General features: G+C 44.1%; 15 protein-coding genes, 6 tRNA genes and 1 riboswitch. Of the genes, 20 read left to right on the forward strand and 1 reads right to left on the reverse strand.

The window, feature by feature from the left end; translation table 11 throughout:
• The first annotated feature begins 103 nt into the window (after nt 1-103).
• From EYS13_RS02270 to EYS13_RS02285, 4 genes are read left to right on the forward strand one after another with little or no spacing between them, the layout of a single operon-like run.
• Nucleotides 104-1,033: an ABC transporter permease gene (locus tag EYS13_RS02270; RefSeq protein ID WP_227767771.1), complete on the forward strand. Its 930-nt coding sequence runs from the start codon at nt 104-106 to the stop codon at nt 1,031-1,033.
• Between the two features lie 7 nt (nt 1,034-1,040).
• Nucleotides 1,041-1,970 carry an ABC transporter permease gene (locus EYS13_RS02275; RefSeq protein ID WP_227765536.1) on the forward strand — a complete coding sequence of 310 codons (930 nt, stop codon included), beginning with the start codon at nt 1,041-1,043 and terminating at the stop codon, nt 1,968-1,970.
• Nucleotides 1,971-1,981: 11 nt separating this feature from the next.
• The gene (locus EYS13_RS02280) at nt 1,982-2,986 is read left to right on the forward strand and encodes an ABC transporter ATP-binding protein (RefSeq protein WP_227765538.1); all 1,005 of its coding nucleotides are present in this window, start codon (nt 1,982-1,984) and stop codon (nt 2,984-2,986) included.
• Nucleotide 2,987: 1 nt separating this feature from the next.
• A complete protein-coding gene (locus tag EYS13_RS02285) occupies nt 2,988-3,962 on the forward strand; it encodes an ABC transporter ATP-binding protein (RefSeq protein ID WP_227765539.1) in 975 nt (324 codons plus the stop codon).
• A 44-nt stretch (nt 3,963-4,006) separates the two neighbouring features.
• On the opposite strand, the gene EYS13_RS02290 is transcribed toward EYS13_RS02285, so the two are convergent.
• Complete coding sequence (locus EYS13_RS02290; protein ID WP_227765542.1) at nt 4,007-5,665, reverse strand: tetratricopeptide repeat protein; 1,659 nt, start codon at nt 5,663-5,665, stop codon at nt 4,007-4,009.
• Nucleotides 5,666-5,935: 270 nt separating this feature from the next.
• On the opposite strand from EYS13_RS02290, the gene splB reads away from it, so the two are divergent.
• The 16 genes from splB to thiW all read left to right on the forward strand — a co-directional run bounded on the left by splB (nt 5,936) and on the right by thiW (nt 15,598).
• On the forward strand, nt 5,936-6,958 hold the full coding sequence (splB, locus tag EYS13_RS02295; protein WP_227765544.1) for a spore photoproduct lyase: 1,023 nt from the start codon (nt 5,936-5,938) through the stop codon (nt 6,956-6,958).
• A 117-nt stretch (nt 6,959-7,075) separates the two neighbouring features.
• Nucleotides 7,076-8,011 carry a LysO family transporter gene (locus EYS13_RS02300; RefSeq protein WP_227765545.1) on the forward strand — a complete coding sequence of 312 codons (936 nt, stop codon included), beginning with the start codon at nt 7,076-7,078 and terminating at the stop codon, nt 8,009-8,011.
• 89 nt (nt 8,012-8,100) lie between these two features.
• Complete coding sequence (locus EYS13_RS02305; RefSeq protein ID WP_227765548.1) at nt 8,101-8,517, forward strand: hypothetical protein; 417 nt, start codon at nt 8,101-8,103, stop codon at nt 8,515-8,517.
• A 194-nt stretch (nt 8,518-8,711) separates the two neighbouring features.
• Complete coding sequence (locus EYS13_RS02310) at nt 8,712-9,452, forward strand: hypothetical protein (protein WP_227765549.1); 741 nt, start codon at nt 8,712-8,714, stop codon at nt 9,450-9,452.
• Nucleotides 9,453-9,497: 45 nt separating this feature from the next.
• Nucleotides 9,498-9,746: an FmdB family zinc ribbon protein gene (locus tag EYS13_RS02315; protein ID WP_227765551.1), complete on the forward strand. Its 249-nt coding sequence runs from the start codon at nt 9,498-9,500 to the stop codon at nt 9,744-9,746.
• 12 nt (nt 9,747-9,758) lie between these two features.
• A complete protein-coding gene (locus EYS13_RS02320; protein WP_227765554.1) occupies nt 9,759-10,880 on the forward strand; it encodes a class I SAM-dependent methyltransferase in 1,122 nt (373 codons plus the stop codon).
• Between the two features lie 147 nt (nt 10,881-11,027).
• Nucleotides 11,028-11,552: a tryptophan transporter gene (locus EYS13_RS02325; protein ID WP_227765556.1), complete on the forward strand. Its 525-nt coding sequence runs from the start codon at nt 11,028-11,030 to the stop codon at nt 11,550-11,552.
• A gap of 391 nt (nt 11,553-11,943) precedes the next feature.
• Complete coding sequence (gene speE, locus EYS13_RS02330) at nt 11,944-12,780, forward strand: polyamine aminopropyltransferase (protein WP_227765558.1); 837 nt, start codon at nt 11,944-11,946, stop codon at nt 12,778-12,780.
• An 11-nt stretch (nt 12,781-12,791) separates the two neighbouring features.
• Entirely contained in the window at nt 12,792-13,643 is an 852-nt protein-coding gene (gene speB, locus EYS13_RS02335; protein WP_227765560.1) for an agmatinase, read from the forward strand.
• Between the two features lie 162 nt (nt 13,644-13,805).
• Nucleotides 13,806-13,881 (forward strand) — tRNA-Val (locus tag EYS13_RS02340).
• Between the two features lie 3 nt (nt 13,882-13,884).
• Nucleotides 13,885-13,960 (forward strand) — tRNA-Asp (locus EYS13_RS02345).
• Nucleotides 13,961-13,967: 7 nt separating this feature from the next.
• Nucleotides 13,968-14,043, forward strand: a tRNA-Phe gene (locus EYS13_RS02350).
• Nucleotides 14,044-14,084: 41 nt separating this feature from the next.
• A tRNA-Gly gene (locus EYS13_RS02355) sits at nt 14,085-14,159 on the forward strand.
• Between the two features lie 8 nt (nt 14,160-14,167).
• Nucleotides 14,168-14,243: transfer RNA gene (locus EYS13_RS02360), tRNA-Cys, on the forward strand.
• Nucleotides 14,244-14,253: 10 nt separating this feature from the next.
• A tRNA-Leu gene (locus EYS13_RS02365) sits at nt 14,254-14,343 on the forward strand.
• A 425-nt stretch (nt 14,344-14,768) separates the two neighbouring features.
• Nucleotides 14,769-14,881: riboswitch (TPP riboswitch) on the forward strand.
• Between the two features lie 216 nt (nt 14,882-15,097).
• A complete protein-coding gene (gene thiW, locus EYS13_RS02370; RefSeq protein WP_227765562.1) occupies nt 15,098-15,598 on the forward strand; it encodes an energy coupling factor transporter S component ThiW in 501 nt (166 codons plus the stop codon).

Genomic DNA, 15,598 nt, shown 5'->3' on the forward strand with positions numbered 1-15,598 from the left:
GTTTATAATCTTAAAAGAGGTATATATGGCGAGATCGGCCATGTATACCTCTTGCTGCTTGAAGCCTTAACATGAAATATTTTACAGAAAGGAGGCTATTAAACTGGTACGATACTTGCTGCGAAGATTTGTAGCCATATTTTTAGCTTTGGTGTTTATTAGTACCTTTACTTTTTTTGGGATGAAAGCCATTCCCGGCGGCCCTTTTGCTTCAGAAAAAAAGCTACCGCCCAAAGTGGAAGAAAATTTAAATAAGAAATATCATTTAAATGATCCGCTGCTAAAACAGTATAAAGACTATATGTTTGGTTTGGCTAAAGGAGATCTGGGGCCTTCTTTCAAATATCCCGACCGTACAGTTAACGATATTATCAAAGACGGTTTTCCGGTATCGGCTATTCTGGGAGCCATATCAGTTTTATTGGCTTTGTCAGTTGGTCTTTCGGCAGGAATAATTTCCGCTTTGAAACAAAATCACTGGCAGGACCACGTAGCTATGATTCTCGCTACAATTGGTTTTTCGGTCCCAAGTTTTGTGTTGGCTGCTTTATTGCAATTTGTTTTTTCTTACAAACTTAATTGGGTTGTTCCTGCCATGTGGGGCACATGGCAGCAAACTATTTTGCCGTCTATTTCCTTGGCAGCACTTCCTTCGGCAACTATTGCCCGTTTAATGCGGTCCAGCATGTTGGAGGTATTGCAGCAGGACTATATCCGTACTGCCAAAGCCAAAGGATTAAAAGATAGGGTAATTATCTATCGTCATGCTGTCAGAAATGCTGTAATGCCGATTATTACTTATCTCGGTCCTTTAATTGCAGCGACCTTTACCGGCAGTTTTGTAGTTGAATTTATTTTTGCTATACCAGGGTTAGGCAGGTACTTTGTTACCAGTGTATTCAACCGCGACTATACTTTAATAATGGGCTTAACGATATTTTATAGTGTTTTTCTGATGGCCATGAACTTGATTGTTGACCTTAGCTACGCCATAATCGACCCAAGGGTGAAATTAACGGGTGGAAAGGAGTGAGCGATGAATGAGTATAAATTTGAATTTATCCTCTGAAATGTTTAAGCCAGTTGATCAAGACAGAAGAGATGCGGAAATAATTGCTCGCCCCAGCACTACCTACTGGCAGGATGTGTGGAGACGTTTAAAAGCAAACAAAGTAGCTATGGGCAGTTTGTGTTTGATTGGCTTTTTGGTGATTATGGCTCTTGTTGGACCATACTTAAACGGCTTTTCTTATTCAGACCAAGCTCTGGAACTTAAGAATTTGCCCCCTAATAGTCAATATTGGTTTGGCAGTGACTCCCTTGGCAGGGACCTTTTTACACGGGTTTGGTTTGGTGCCCGTATGTCTTTAGCCGTAGGTTTTACCATCGCTTTTGTGGTGTTGATTATCGGTGTGATCTACGGGGGGATTTCCGGACTGGCAGGCGGTTGGGTTGACGAGATTATGATGCGGATTGTAGAAATCCTCTCAGGTATCCCCTTTGTGCTGTATGTAATTTTGATTATGGTAATTCTAAATGATAATAATTTTTTTACTATCCTTTTTGCTTTGAGTATTATTTATTGGATTCCTATGGCCAGGCTGGTACGGGGACAGATTTTATGGTTGAAAGAGCAGGAGTATGTACTGGCGGCTCGCACTTTAGGTGCCAGTCCTTTAAGAATTCTCCTGAAACACCTTATCCCAAACACGATGGGGCCAATTCTCGTCTATATGACTATGGCTATTCCGGAGGCTATTTTTACGGAAGCTTGGTTAAGCTTTTTAGGGCTGGGTGTTTCAGCTCCTTTTGCCAGCTGGGGAACTTTGGCCAGTGACGGCGTAAAGGGCTTGCGCTCTTATCCTTGGCAGCTCCTTTTTCCAGCAGTTTTTATTAGTTTGACGATTCTAGCATTTAACTTATTTGGTGATGGTCTAAGAGATGCTCTGGACCCGCGCACCCGGAAATAGGAGGTGTGACGGTGAATACGCTATTGGAAGTAAGAAATTTGGAAGTATCATTTTTTACCCACGCTGGGGAAGTGAAGGCTGTCCGAGGTGCCACTTTTGCTGTGGAAGAAGGGGAAGCAGTAGCCCTAGTGGGAGAATCGGGTTGCGGCAAAAGTGTGACGGCACAAGCTATTATGGGATTGATTCCCAACCCTCCCGGAAAAGTGGTCAGCGGTTCTATTATCTTTAACAACGAGAATTTGGTATTGAAAAGTCAACGGGATATGGAAAATATTCGTGGTAAGCAGATTGGCATGATTTTTCAGGACCCCATGACTTCGCTGAACCCTACCATGACCGTAGGACGCCAACTGATTGAAGGCATCATTAAACACCAGCGTTTATCAGCTACCGAAGCCATGCTGAAAGCTGTTGAAATGCTAAGGCTCGTAGGGATACCGCAACCTGACCGCAGGGTTAAACAATATCCTCATGAGTTCAGCGGCGGGATGCGGCAAAGGGTAATGATTGCCATGGCGTTAGCCTGTGAGCCGCGCCTTTTAATTGCCGATGAGCCTACAACGGCCCTTGACGTTACTATTCAGGCCCAAATTATAGAGTTAATGAAGAGCTTGAAAGAAAAGATCAGAACTTCCATTATATTGATTACTCATGATTTAGGTGTTGTTGCGGGCTTGTGCACCCGGATTTTGGTCATGTATGCGGGCCAGATAGTTGAAGCAGGAGATGTAAGGGATATTTTCTACCAGCCTCAACACCCCTATACGTGGAGTTTGCTTAAAGCGGTGCCCCGCCTTGATGCGAAAGAAAAAACCAGACTTGTTTCTATCCCGGGACAACCTCCGGACTTAATTCAACCACCCAAGGGCTGTAGCTTTGCTCCCCGGTGCGAGTATGCTATGCAGATTTGCCTGGAGCAGCCTCCCCAGGAAGTGATTACCGGCGATAAGCGTCGTGTATCCTGCTGGTTGATTCATACTCACGCTCCCAAAGTTTTGCTGAGAGGGGTGAGGTAAGATGTCAGTAATTGAGCCGCTGGTAGAGGTAACAAATTTAAAAAAATACTTTCCCGTCCGGACAGGCTTCTGGGGCGGAAAAACATTTTTAAAGGCGGTAGACGGGGTTAGCTTCAGCATTGGGCGGGGTGAAACTCTAGGGTTAGTTGGTGAAAGCGGCTGCGGCAAAACTACTGTGGGCCGAACCCTAATAGGTCTTTATCAAGCCACAGCAGGGGAGTTCAAATTTCAGGGCGAAAATGTTTTAAAATACCGCGGGAATAAGCTGCAGGCTTTCCGGCGGCGGGTACAAATGATTTTCCAGGACCCATACGCTTCCTTAAACCCACGCATGACTGTGGGAGATATAATCGCTGAACCACTGGAAATTCATGGCATTGCCCAAGGTACGGACAAAAATAAAAGAGTGCAGGAACTTTTAAATATGGTTGGGCTTTTGCCGGAGCATGCTAACCGTTTCCCCCATGAATTCAGCGGCGGCCAAAGACAGCGAGTGGGGATAGCCCGGGCCTTGGCGGTGGAACCGGAGTTCATCATTTGCGATGAACCGATCTCAGCCCTTGATGTTTCTATTCAAGCCCAGGTAGTTAATATGCTGGAGGATTTACAGGACCAGCTGGGCTTAACATATCTGTTTATTGCCCATGACCTGTCCATGGTGCGGCACATCAGCGACAGGGTTGCGGTGATGTATCTGGGCAAGATGGTAGAAATCGCAGCTAGCAGTGATATTTACGAAGAACCCAGGCATCCTTACACTAAAGCTTTGCTTTCAGCTGTACCTATTCCTGATCCTGATTTGGAAGCAGCAAAACAGCGGATTATCCTGGAAGGGGATGTCCCCAGCCCTTTGAATCCGCCAAGCGGCTGCCGTTTCCGCACACGCTGTTCTTGCGCCAAGGAGATATGTGCCGAAGTTGAACCTGAGATGAAACAAGTTGGCAATGGCCACCTGGTTGCTTGCCACTTGGCTTGACGACCAAAAAGAGAACTGCTCTTCGTTTAAGAGCAGTTCTCTTTTTAAGGATTGCTAATTAAACCGTAAGCTATGAGTGCCTGAATTGCTTTCTCGCGATAGTTCCCTTCCGGATACTTATTTAAATAATTTTGGAAAGCCTCAGCTACAAGCCTCAGCTGTTCTTCCTCGGTCCAGAGCACATTGATTTCTTGCCCGTAATATTCCAGGTGAGCATAGGCTAAAGCAATCGAGAAATCCACTTTTTCCGCCAAATCAGGGGAGAGGGTGGTCGCAGCCAATTCCTGAAACATTTCTAAAGCCTGGTAATAGTTATTATGCTCTTTCAGGTAGTTTTGCAGTTCTGCTTTAACCTTTGGCTGTTCCCTAATTTCATTGATATGTCCCAACCAATTGTAATAAATCCTGTTGCCTTGCCACAAATGGTTATAAAAGATGTAGGTATCATGGTAAATAAGGGACGCAAGCTGATAGCGCAAGGGAGCCGATTCTTGCGCGTTTTCGATTTCGGCAATTTGTTGGGCATAAGCTGACAGCTCAGTTATTTTCGCCTGCTGCTCCTTAACTTTAGACCAAAAGTCCCAGCTGTTTTGGGTCTCGGAAAGCCCGGTAGGTTCAGCAACTTTGTTCAGCACAAAAATATCCTGGTTGTCATATTGCTTGATAAATGCCTGGAACTGTCGCACCGCATTCTGGTATTGACCGGCACGGGCCAGTTTTACAGCCAGGGAGTATTCCAGCACTGGCTTTAATTCCGCTTTGAGTTTAGTGGAGGCCAGGGCTGCTTTTAAAGCTTCAACGTCCATTTTTACATCTATTACGTACAACAAACGCCCCTGGGCATCGTAAGCAATAGCCCCGTTAGGGGAATTAATGGCTGTAAAAAACCAGTTAAGAGCTTGGATATAATCACCTGTGATTTCATAGGAACGTCCCAGCCGGTAAGCCGCACTGTCTGTAGCTAAATGACCGGGGTATTTTTGCAGCCAATCAAGCCACCCGGGTATTTCTTTGCCGGGGTTATACTGCCCGTCGCCGTAATTCCGTGCAAATCTCTTGGCATCGATGTCGAAAAAGGGCTGGCCGCTGATTTTTTCATAAGCCCTGATTCCTTTTGCGGTAATACTTTGCGGATATTCCTTGTAAATTTGTCTGGAAATTTCCCAAGGCAGGGCCACGTATTTGCCGTCAGGGTAAGCAGCTAACGTAAATTGTTCCAGATGTCCGGCTAAAGCTTTTAGAGCCTCTTTTTCTCCTGCCTGGACCAAAGCAATCAAAGCGTCTTGGGCTAAAGGAAGATTGCTGCTTTTTGACAATTCCCTAAAAAAGCTTGCAAGCTCTGTTTTGTTATGCTGCCCGAAAAAGAGTTTGTTCTTTAGTTGGTATAAAACGGCTCTTTTAAGCTTCCACTGGTCAACCTGCTTAAAAATTTCGATTAACAAAGAACCATCATCATTTATTAATTCAGGGCTGAATAAAAGCTCATTAATTTCCTGTTCTGTGGTAGCAGCTTGGAGTCCCTTTACGAGTTCATCAAGTGCGATATACTCCGGGTTAGCAGATGTCTTATGTCCAACCTTACTGGCAGCTCCTGCCGTTAAGGGATGGAGGGCTAACAAGTTGAAAGAAACAATAACAAGAAAAGCTGCAGTTACAAAAACAGCGAGGGGCCAATATTTTTTAGTCCTTTTAGGTTGTTCCAATGATCATCACCTCAATACACATGCAACTAATATATATAGATATATAGACGCAAGGAGCAGTAAAAAAGTTCATTTTTAATATTCACTAAAATTGTAGTTAGCTAGATTTCGTTTAATTCCTGCTTAATAGCAGCTTGTGTACAATTATATACTTTTTTGCACAACTTGTCTGTAGCAACAACTTTTAGCAAATATAAATCTTTTTTCGGGAGCATGAGGTTTAACGGTGCGGGGAAAATATTTCTACCAAAACAATTGGGGGTGAATGATGTGGAACGATTTCAACCGCACCGAGTCTTAATTGAGGAACGGGCGCTGGATTATGAACTAGGGCATAACCTTTACAATTATTTTAGTCAAAAAAGAGTAGAACTTAAAGTAATTTGTTCCCATAACAGGGTGACAGGAATACCGGGGAAAAATCCCCGGCAAAGTTATCTAGAAGCAAAAAGAACTTTGGTTATAGGTGTTAGACAAAGCAAAGATTTTCAGACATGCAAGCCTTCCGCCCATTACCAGTTGCCTCTTGTGACGAGTTGCCCGGGTAAATGCGAATATTGTTACCTGCAGACAACCTTGGGGAAAAAGCCGTATATTCGGATTTATGTTAATTTAGACGAGATACTGGAACGGGCAAAAAGCTATATCGCAGCAAAAAGGCCGGAAGTTACAATTTTTGAAGGGGCTGCTACTTCTGATCCTCTGCCGGTTGAATACCTCACAGGGGCGCTGGCTAAAGCCATCGATTTTTTCGGCAGGGAGCAATTTGGACGTTTTCGGTTTGTGACCAAATTTACTGATGTGGAAACTCTGCTTAAGGTCAATCATCAAGGACATACTACTGTCCGCTTCAGTATTAACAGCCCCTATGTTATAAATAATTTTGAGCATGCTACACCTCCTTTGGCAGAACGGATCGCGGCAGCAGGTAAAGTAGCTTCTAAAGCCTATCCGCTGGGGTTTATTATTGGCCCGATTTTGCATTATTCTGGGTGGCAGGAGGATTACGACAAAATGCTAGCAAACCTGAGAATAAAATTGCCTGTCTCAACTGATACAATAGCTTTTGAACTAATTACCCATAGGTTTACGACCAGTGCTAAAAAAAATATTCTTGAGCTTTACCCCCAGACTAAGCTGCCGCTTAATGAAGAGGAACGCCAGCTGAAGTATGGTCAATTTGGTTATACCAAGTATGTTTACCCTCAGGAGATTATGAGTGAACTGCGGGAATTTTTCTTTGCCAGGATAAAAAAATATTTTCCCCAAGCGGAGATATCATATTTTGTTTAAAGCTTGATACAAAACTTTGCCCTGGCTGCAGGATAACAAAAAACTTTAACTAATATTATGTAAGTTGAAAGAATAGAGGAAGTTTAAACAGTTTGCTCTGGTGAAGAGGTGTTGGTGGTGAATTATTTGTTTTTGGCGCTTACTTCAGGTTTGTTGATAGGTTACAAGGTAGACCTAAAGAAACGATGGGAGCATATGGTTGCTCAGTTGTTTAATCTGGGATTTGTGGCTTTACTGGCTGCATTGGGAGCTAAAATGGCTGCCAGCCCAGAGGTTGTTTTAAACCTGGGCAGTATTGGTTTAAGCGCTGTATTTTTGTCTTTGATGACGAGTATTGGAGCGGCCCTTTTTACTTACTTAGTGCTGCAGCTCAAGAAAATGGAGCAGAATGAAAACCCGGGGGCGGAGGAAGTTGGCCTTGCCACGGAAAGGGATAAGGTTGCCCAGAGCAGCTTCAAAATGGCAGCAATTCCGGTTATGGCACTTGCTGCCGGTGGAATTTTCGGGTACTTTACAAAGAACTCTTTTCGACCGGATTACGATTTTTGGGTAATGTTTTTTTTAAATATTTTAATTTTAGGCATCGGTATTGACCTTGGAAAAAGCAGACAAGGTTTGAGCCATTTCAAAGAGATGGGTTGGATGTCTTTGTTAGTACCATTGAGTTCCCTGGCTGGCAGTGTTTGCGGGGGGATCGCGGGGGGGCTGTTTTTGGGATTGCCGCTCCCGGTTTTTCTGGCAATCGGCGCAGGGTCAGGTTTTTATACTGTTACCGGTCCGCTGGTTACAGAAGTAGCCGGCGCGAAGTTTGGGGCACTTGCTTTATTGGCCAATTTTTTCAGAGAAATTTTAACTATTGTGCTCGTACCCCTTGTGGCACTCCGTTTTAAAAACTTTTCACTAATTGCCTCCGGAGGGGCAACGACTATGGATACCACCTTGCCGGTTTATGCCCAAGCCTTAGGGCCTAAAGCCGCCGTGCTGGCTTTAATTCATGGCATCCTCTTAACCTTTACGGTGCCGGTTTTGATTCCGTTGCTGCTTAAATTATGATGTTGAAACGACTTGAAAGAGTGGAGGAAGCACTTTGAATGCTAGAAAAGTCAAACCGGAATATATATTATTAGTGGTGAGGTGAAACTATGAAAAAAATTATTAAATTGCTTAACCCATCTATAGTGGAAATGCGCAATGACCCTGCTTTGACTGATTACATCCGGGCCCAAGTGGAGGAGATCTGTGAAAGAGATCAAATTGAACGTTTTGTGGAGCCGGTGGAAAATAAATCAGTTTCCTATGAACGGCAGGCAAAAGTGCTGGAAACTTACAAAATAATTAAAGATATTGATTACATTAAAATTCAGTCCAAAACAGGCTCGGGCAGTGTCCCGGTTTATTTAATAGGATGTGTGGAATTTTTTGTAGAGTTGCTGGAAGGTGATCATATCCTGACTTTTCTTAACCGTCAAGGGGACGTTTTGGCCTTTATTCCAGAGCTTGCCGGTTGTGAAGTATCTGCTCACAAAAACCAGCTGATTTTCACCATCATAAGTGAATAACAGAAACAAGGAGCTAAACCCGGTTAATACCGGGTTTTTATTTTTTATGCACTTTTCGACAAATTGGCACACAATATATTGTATTCGACAAAACTTTTAACCCTAAATGTGGTATCTTTTGGGGATTTTCAGCAGGTATTAAAAAGCCGCTGCTAGAATAGATTATGTAAAAATATGGGAGAGGGGTGAGCGCATTGCGGTTCAAGGTCGTATTTTTGGTTGCGGTACTATGTTTATTGTTATTGTTACCCGAGGCGGTGGCAGAGGGGGATGTAATTGGCCTGGTTTTCCAGGGCAGACTGACGGAACTATCTGGTAGGGTCGAAAAAGGCGTGGCAATGGTTGATCTGGAAGAGCTGGTTAGATTCCTTCAAGCGAAAATAATTACCAGGGATCAGCATCAAATTACTCTTTTATCTGGAAAAAGCCAAGTTAGGCTGTCGATTATTCCAAAAGGCCGGGAAAAGCAATTGGTTCTTTTGCGAAGTTTGGGAGAACAATTGGCGGAGAAAATAATTTGGGAAGGCAAGACTAAAACAGTGCTTTTTGCTGAACGAGAAGAGGCGAGCCTTTCTGAAAAAGATTATGACCTCTTGAACAGACTGCTGGCTGATGACTGGATGCGGGCCGAAAATAAGGTTGAGCTATATAAGTATTTTGCGCCGCTTTTGGCTGGAGAGTTACTGGAACAAGTTACGGAGAATAGCTGGGAATTTGTTTCCCAGCCGACAGATTGGGATGCCAGGTATTTTTTGGGAGGTGTAAAACCCGTGGCTGCGGGTGAAAGCTGGCGGGCGGTACTGGCAGAAATCATTGAACAGAGCGAGGGAAGCAGGGAGAGGGTAGGACGAGGCTTATTCATTTTCACCAGACAGTCCGACGGAGAGTGGCGGATTACTGCTATGCGGTACAACTGGCCTCAGGACAAGCCTTGACAAAAAAATTGTTTTGCCTTATAAACTAAGTTGGAGGTGACACGTGTGCCAACTTATGAATATAAGTGCGAAAAATGCGGGGTTTTCGATTATTTCCAAAGCATCAAGGAAGATGCTTTAACGGTTTGTCCGCAATGCGGCAGTGCAGTAAAAAGGCTCTTGAGCAGGAATGTTAATGTAATCTATAAAGGCTCAGGTTTTTATACTACCGAATATCGCAGCAGCGAGTACAAAAGTAAAGCCGGTGAGGAAAAAAGCAGCGGGACAACAGCAGCAGCTGCCGCAGCTGAATAACGGGGTGAAAACATGTGTGAAAGAAGCGGCTTGGGCGCAATTATCAGGCAGGAAATTGAGCAAAGGGGTAAGATCAGTTTCGCTGAATATATGGCCCAGGCCTTGTATCACCCTGAACTGGGATACTATACGCGCCCTGGGGTTAAAATAGGACCCGAGGGCGATTTTTATACCAGTCCTATGGTACACCCTGTTTTTGGGGCCTGCCTTGCCAAGCAATTTAAAGAAATGTGGGACGCTTTAGGAACTCCCGAAACTTTTCTACTGGTGGAGTATGGTGCCGGAAACGGGCTTTTAGCCCGAGACATCCTTGAATATGCCAAAGTGGCCCTGCCTGACTTTTACAGTACAGTTCAGTACTTTATAGTTGAAATTAGTCCTTTCCATCGCAGTTTGCAACGGGCTGCCCTGCAGGGTAATTACCCTGTTTATTGGACTGAAGATTTACAGGGTATCAGTCAGGAAGTGGTTGGATGCGTTTTTTCCAATGAATTTCTTGATGCTTTGCCTGTACACCGGGTTGCGTTGCAGCATGGGGAATTAAAAGAGCTGTATGTTAGCACAGCGGGCGAAAGGCTGGTAGAGGTGATGGGTGCTCCATCAACCCAGGAGCTGGCGGTTTACCTCAAGGAGCTCAATCTTACCCTTCAAGAGCAGCAGGAAGTGGAGATTAACCTGGAGGCTTTAAAGTGGCTGCAGCAGGTAGCAGGCAAATTAAAAAAAGGCTTTGTGCTTACTATTGATTATGGTTATAAAGCCCGGGAACTGTCCATGCCTCAACGTTTCCAGGGGACTTTGCTGTGCTACCGCCAGCATCAGGCAGTTAAAAATCCTTACCTCAATATAGGGGAACAGGATATTACCGCCCATGTGAATTTCACTGCGTTGGAGCAGTATGGCGAAAGATATGGACTTAAAATTGCGGGCTTCACCACTCAAATGAAGTTTCTCATTGGTTTGGGCATTATGGAATTTGTGGAGAGCCGGGAGCTTACAGCGGTGGAACGGCAAAAAATGCTCTTAGCAGTTAAACGCCTGATTATGCCTCAGGGAATGGGTGAATCCTTCCGAGTTATGATACAGTATAAAGGTTTAGAAGGCCCAATCAATTTAAGCGGTCTGAGGAGTCTTTAAATATTTTCTTGTTTAAGGGTTGTTAGTGTTATATAATTATAATTAAGTAAGTAAGATAGGAATCTCAGAAGAGGAGTGATGGAGAGCAGCTGAGCTGAGGTAATTTTGATTTATGATTTAAAAATATTAATTATGAGGTGAGCTGAGATGAGTTTAAGGGATTCTATTCAAGTGGCCTTATTGTTGGCTATCGGAACTATTTTACATCTGGTTGTTCCCGGGTATGGGAGCGGTATGAAACCTGACTTATTGTTGGGGATGTTTTTTATTGTACTGTTGCTGAAAAGGGATTTTCGTTCAACTTTGTTGGCCAGCTTGCTGGCTGGGCTGTTAAGTGCTTTTGCGACAACTTTTCCTGGTGGACAGCTGCCTAATATTATTGATAAGTTGATTACAGGGCTGGTTGTTTTTGCCATGGTGAAGCTTCTTTATGGCAGGATCAATAATTACGTACTTACCGGGATAATAGGCGTTTTAGGAACTTTGGTCAGCGGTGCAGCCTTTTTAGGCAGTGCACTGGCGATTGTGGGCCTACCGGCGCCGTTTATGGCTTTATTTACGACGGTAGTTTTGCCGGCAGCAGTGTTGAATACGATTGCTGTAATTATTTTATACCCGGTGGTATTATTCAGTAAAAACACAATCGAACGGTCTTCAAACCGAACTGTATAAGGGATTGTATAACAAAATGAGTCAGACCGCGGTCTGACTCTATGTTTTTTACGCTTCTTCAATAAGCCGTTTTTTTAGTTCAACTGTTTCAGGGGTATCAGGCTCCAAGGCTATAGCCATTTTAAAACGTTCGATGGCAAGGGTGGCTGACGAATTAGCGTTGATGTTAATGTTAGCTGCTCTTTTTTTGTATTGTTCCAGATTTGACAGAAAAATCACCTCTGCAGTTATAGTTTGTGCCTTTAAATTAAAAACTATTTTTAGTATGTTACCATAGCCTTGCTAAATATGAATCCGGACAGTAACAAAAATTTCCTTGATTTTCAAAATCGTATGTAGGTATAATATCTATTGGTTTGTGTACAAGGTCAAAAATTTTGGAGGTGTTAGCATGGAAGGTGTCTGGTTTCAAGAACTGCAAACCAAAAACCTGTCTATTGGCTGTTCTGTCAAGGAAGTATTACTAAAACAACAAACTGATTTCCAAAAGCTGCAAGTTCTAGATACGGATATTTGGGGCAGGATGCTGGTACTGGACGGGGCCATTCAAACTACTATTGAAGATGAATTTGTATATCATGAAATGATCACCCATGTAGCCTTAAATACCCATCCTAACCCGAAAAGAACGCTGATTATTGGTGGCGGGGACGGTGGAGCTATCAGGGAAATGATCAAGCATGACACCGTTGAAAAGGCTACCCTGGTGGAGATTGATAAGGCTGTCATCGAGGCTGCCAAAAAATATTTGCCGGAAATCTCGGTAGCTATAGCCGGCAACAATCCAAGGGTAGAGGTACTGGTAGAGGATGGAATAAAGCATATTAAAGAAAAAGAAAATTATTATGACATCGTAATAGTAGACTCCACCGACCCAGTTGGTCCTGCAGTAGGTCTCTTTGCCAAGGACTTCTACGCTGCTATTCACAGGGCGCTGAAAGACGATGGTATTTTCGTAGCGCAAACTGAGTCGCCATTTTATAATAAAGACCTGATTCGCAGGGTGTTTAAAGATATCAGTAGCCTTTTCCCCATTACCAAGCTGTTCACTGCCAATGTACCTACTTACCCTGGCGGCTTATGGTCCTTTACCATGGGCAGCAAGGTTTATGACCCTGAAAAGCTTGATATGTCTAAATTAAGAAAATTAGACACCAAATATTACACTCCTGAAGTACATAAAGCTTCATTTGTTTTACCTAAGTTTGTGGGCGATTTATTGAAATAGGGGGGATACGAATGCCTCTAACGGAGCGTACCGGAGTTTTTATGGGGAGTTCCGATGACTACGACACATCCAGATTTGTACTTATAGGAGCCCCCATGGATTTTACTGTAAGCTTTCGCCCCGGCTCCCGTAACGGCCCCCAGTTTATCCGCATGGTCTCCTCAGGGTTGGAGGAGTACAGTGTCTATCAGGATAAAGAACTGGCGGATTATAACTATTATGATTACGGTGACCTGATTTTGCCATTTGGCAACGTGAAAGAAAGCTTAAACAGGATAGAATTGGCGGCGGGTGAAATTGTGGAACACGGGAAGTTTCCTATTTTCCTGGGCGGAGAACATCTAATCTCATTGGCTGTTATTAAGGCTATGGTGAAAAAGTATCCTGATTTGGCAGTTTTACATTTTGATGCCCACGCTGATTTGCGCTGTGATTATATTGGTGAAGTGGAATCTCATGCTACTGTAATGAGGTATGCTTCGGAGCTGCTTGGCAAAAAGCAGCTTTACCAGTTTGGTATTCGTTCGGGAACCAGGGAAGAGTTTGAGTATGCGCGGGAGCACACCAACATGTTTATAGATGAACTGCTTGGTCCGCTGGAGCAGGTTGTGGAGAATTGGAAAGGCAGTCCAGTCTATATTTCCATCGATATTGACGTAGTTGATCCTGCATTTGCGCCGGGTACAGGCACTCCTGAGCCGGGAGGATGTACTGCCAAGGAAATTATTAAGGCTATTAATATTATGAGCAAGTTGCCGGTAGTGGGAATGGATATTGTAGAGGTTTTGCCTATGGTCGATCAGTCTCAGCGCACAGCCTTGCTTGCGGCAAAACTGGTACGGGAAGCTATCTTAGCGTTTTAAGGTCCCAGTTAAGGGTTAGTGTTTGACTTTTGTTTTTAGCCCATGCTATAATAGGAACTGTTCTGAACGGCAAAGTGCGTAGAATTACCGTAGAATTACGAATAAAAAATTATTGACAAGTTAGCCGGAATGAGATAAAATAAGTTCTGTTCCGGTAAACAAGGGCGATTAGCTCAGCTGGGAGAGCGCTTGCCTTACAAGCAAGATGTCGGCAGTTCGATCCTGTCATCGCCCACCATGAGGAGCCGTAGTGTAGCGGTTAACATGTCGGCCTGTCACGCCGAAGATCGCGGGTTCAATTCCCGTCGGCTCCGCCATAGTTTTGCCTCGGTAGCTCAGTTGGTAGAGCAGAGGACTGAAAATCCTCGTGTCGGCGGTTCGATTCCGCCCTGAGGCACCATTTAAAATACCAGGCAGGGATTTGGCCTTGCCTTTGCTGATGCGGGAATAGCTCAGTGGTAGAGCATCGCCTTGCCAAGGCGAGGGTCGCGAGTTCGAATCTCGTTTCCCGCTCCATTTTATGTGGCGACGTAGCCAAGTGGCTAAGGCGGAGGACTGCAAATCCTTTATTCCCCGGTTCAAATCCGGGCGTCGCCTCCAAATAAATATTGCCCGGGTGGCGGAACTGGCAGACGCACAGGACTTAAAATCCTGCGGGACCTCAAATCCCGTACCGGTTCGATTCCGGTCCCGGGCACCAGATATGTAAGGGATTCGTCGATTTACGAAATTGCACGAGTCCTTTTTTATATGGTTAATCCTGTCAGTGTAATACACAGGCAACACGAGCAGCCTCCAGCACCTGCAGTAACTTTTTTCCAAAGTTTTATCTTCATAGCTGCGCATAGATTGCCTCTTTTTTGCAACTTATAAAAAGACATGATCATACATCCATTGGTTATTTATTGAGGATTTTCTTCTAATTTTATATTAAGATTAACTTTTTATGACAGGAATTTTGGAAGAAATAGGAGAGGGTTCCGGATTTTATCACAGTTTTTGGAGTATTCGTCTTACTGCTGATGTTTGCAAAGCCAGGAGGTAAAGATGAGGATTACGCCTATGGAAAAATATTGAAGATTAAGTAGAGTTATGCTAGAATAATTTTAAAGAAAATTAAATATCTTTTAGCGCTAGGGGAGCTGGGTGAGGCCGGCTGAGATAAAGATCCGATGATATCTTAAACCCTTATACCTGATCTGGATAATGCCAGCGGAGGAAAGTCAGCTAGTGTATCTCATTTACGCATCTTCAGCACGAATCCTGAATCAGGGTTCGTGCTTTTGTTTCCCGTTCTAAACTCCACAAGCCTCCTGCTTATCTAAGTGGAAGACAACGGAAGTTTTGAACCCGATTGGTTTAACCAGCATAAGTGGGGGGAAAATACTTCCACTGATGAAGTTCACTGGCACCCCCTGCCTGCAGCGCTAAAGGTAAAGAGGAGGAGAAGTTGCATGAAAACCAAAAGCCTTACTTTATCTGCCATGCTTGTGGCTATCGGCACCTTGTCTGCCCACCTTATCTACATTCCTGTGGGAGCAGCTAAAGTTTTTCCCGTGCAGCATGCCATCAATGTCCTGTCAGCGGTACTCTTAGGGCCCTGGTATGCTGTTGCCAACGCTTTTGCCATTTCTCTTTTGAGGAATATACTGGGTACCGGCTCTTTGCTAGCTTTTCCAGGCAGCATGTTGGGGGCATTCTTGGCAGGGCTGCTCTTTCGAGGTACCCACAGCAATTTATGGGCCGCTCTGGGCGAAATATTTGGTACGGGTATTTTAGGAGCCCTTGCTGCGTACCCCATTGCTAAACTCTTACTGGGTAAGGATGTAGCCGCCTTCTTCTATGTAGCTCCCTTTTTAATGAGTACGGTAGGGGGAAGCATAATCGGCTACTTGGTCTTAAGTCTTTTTGAAAGAAACAAAGCATTAAAGGAGCTCACGAAGGGAGAGGTATAA

This window comes from Zhaonella formicivorans (assembly GCF_004353525.1).
In the GTDB taxonomy this organism is placed as follows: Bacteria; Bacillota; DUOV01; order DUOV01; family Zhaonellaceae; genus Zhaonella; species Zhaonella formicivorans.

What these genes read in the sequence shown, in the direction of transcription:
- thiW (WP_227765562.1), top strand. Translation starts at nt 15,098, where the DNA reads ATGAAAACCAAAAGCCTTACTTTATCTGCCATGCTTGTGGCTATCGGC.
- EYS13_RS02320 (WP_227765554.1), top strand. Translation starts at nt 9,759, where the DNA reads ATGTGTGAAAGAAGCGGCTTGGGCGCAATTATCAGGCAGGAAATTGAG.
- EYS13_RS02305 (WP_227765548.1), top strand. Translation starts at nt 8,101, where the DNA reads ATGAAAAAAATTATTAAATTGCTTAACCCATCTATAGTGGAAATGCGC.
- speB (WP_227765560.1), top strand. Translation starts at nt 12,792, where the DNA reads ATGCCTCTAACGGAGCGTACCGGAGTTTTTATGGGGAGTTCCGATGAC.
- EYS13_RS02285 (WP_227765539.1), top strand. Translation starts at nt 2,988, where the DNA reads ATGTCAGTAATTGAGCCGCTGGTAGAGGTAACAAATTTAAAAAAATAC.
- speE (WP_227765558.1), top strand. Translation starts at nt 11,944, where the DNA reads ATGGAAGGTGTCTGGTTTCAAGAACTGCAAACCAAAAACCTGTCTATT.
- EYS13_RS02275 (WP_227765536.1), top strand. Translation starts at nt 1,041, where the DNA reads ATGAGTATAAATTTGAATTTATCCTCTGAAATGTTTAAGCCAGTTGAT.
- EYS13_RS02325 (WP_227765556.1), top strand. Translation starts at nt 11,028, where the DNA reads ATGAGTTTAAGGGATTCTATTCAAGTGGCCTTATTGTTGGCTATCGGA.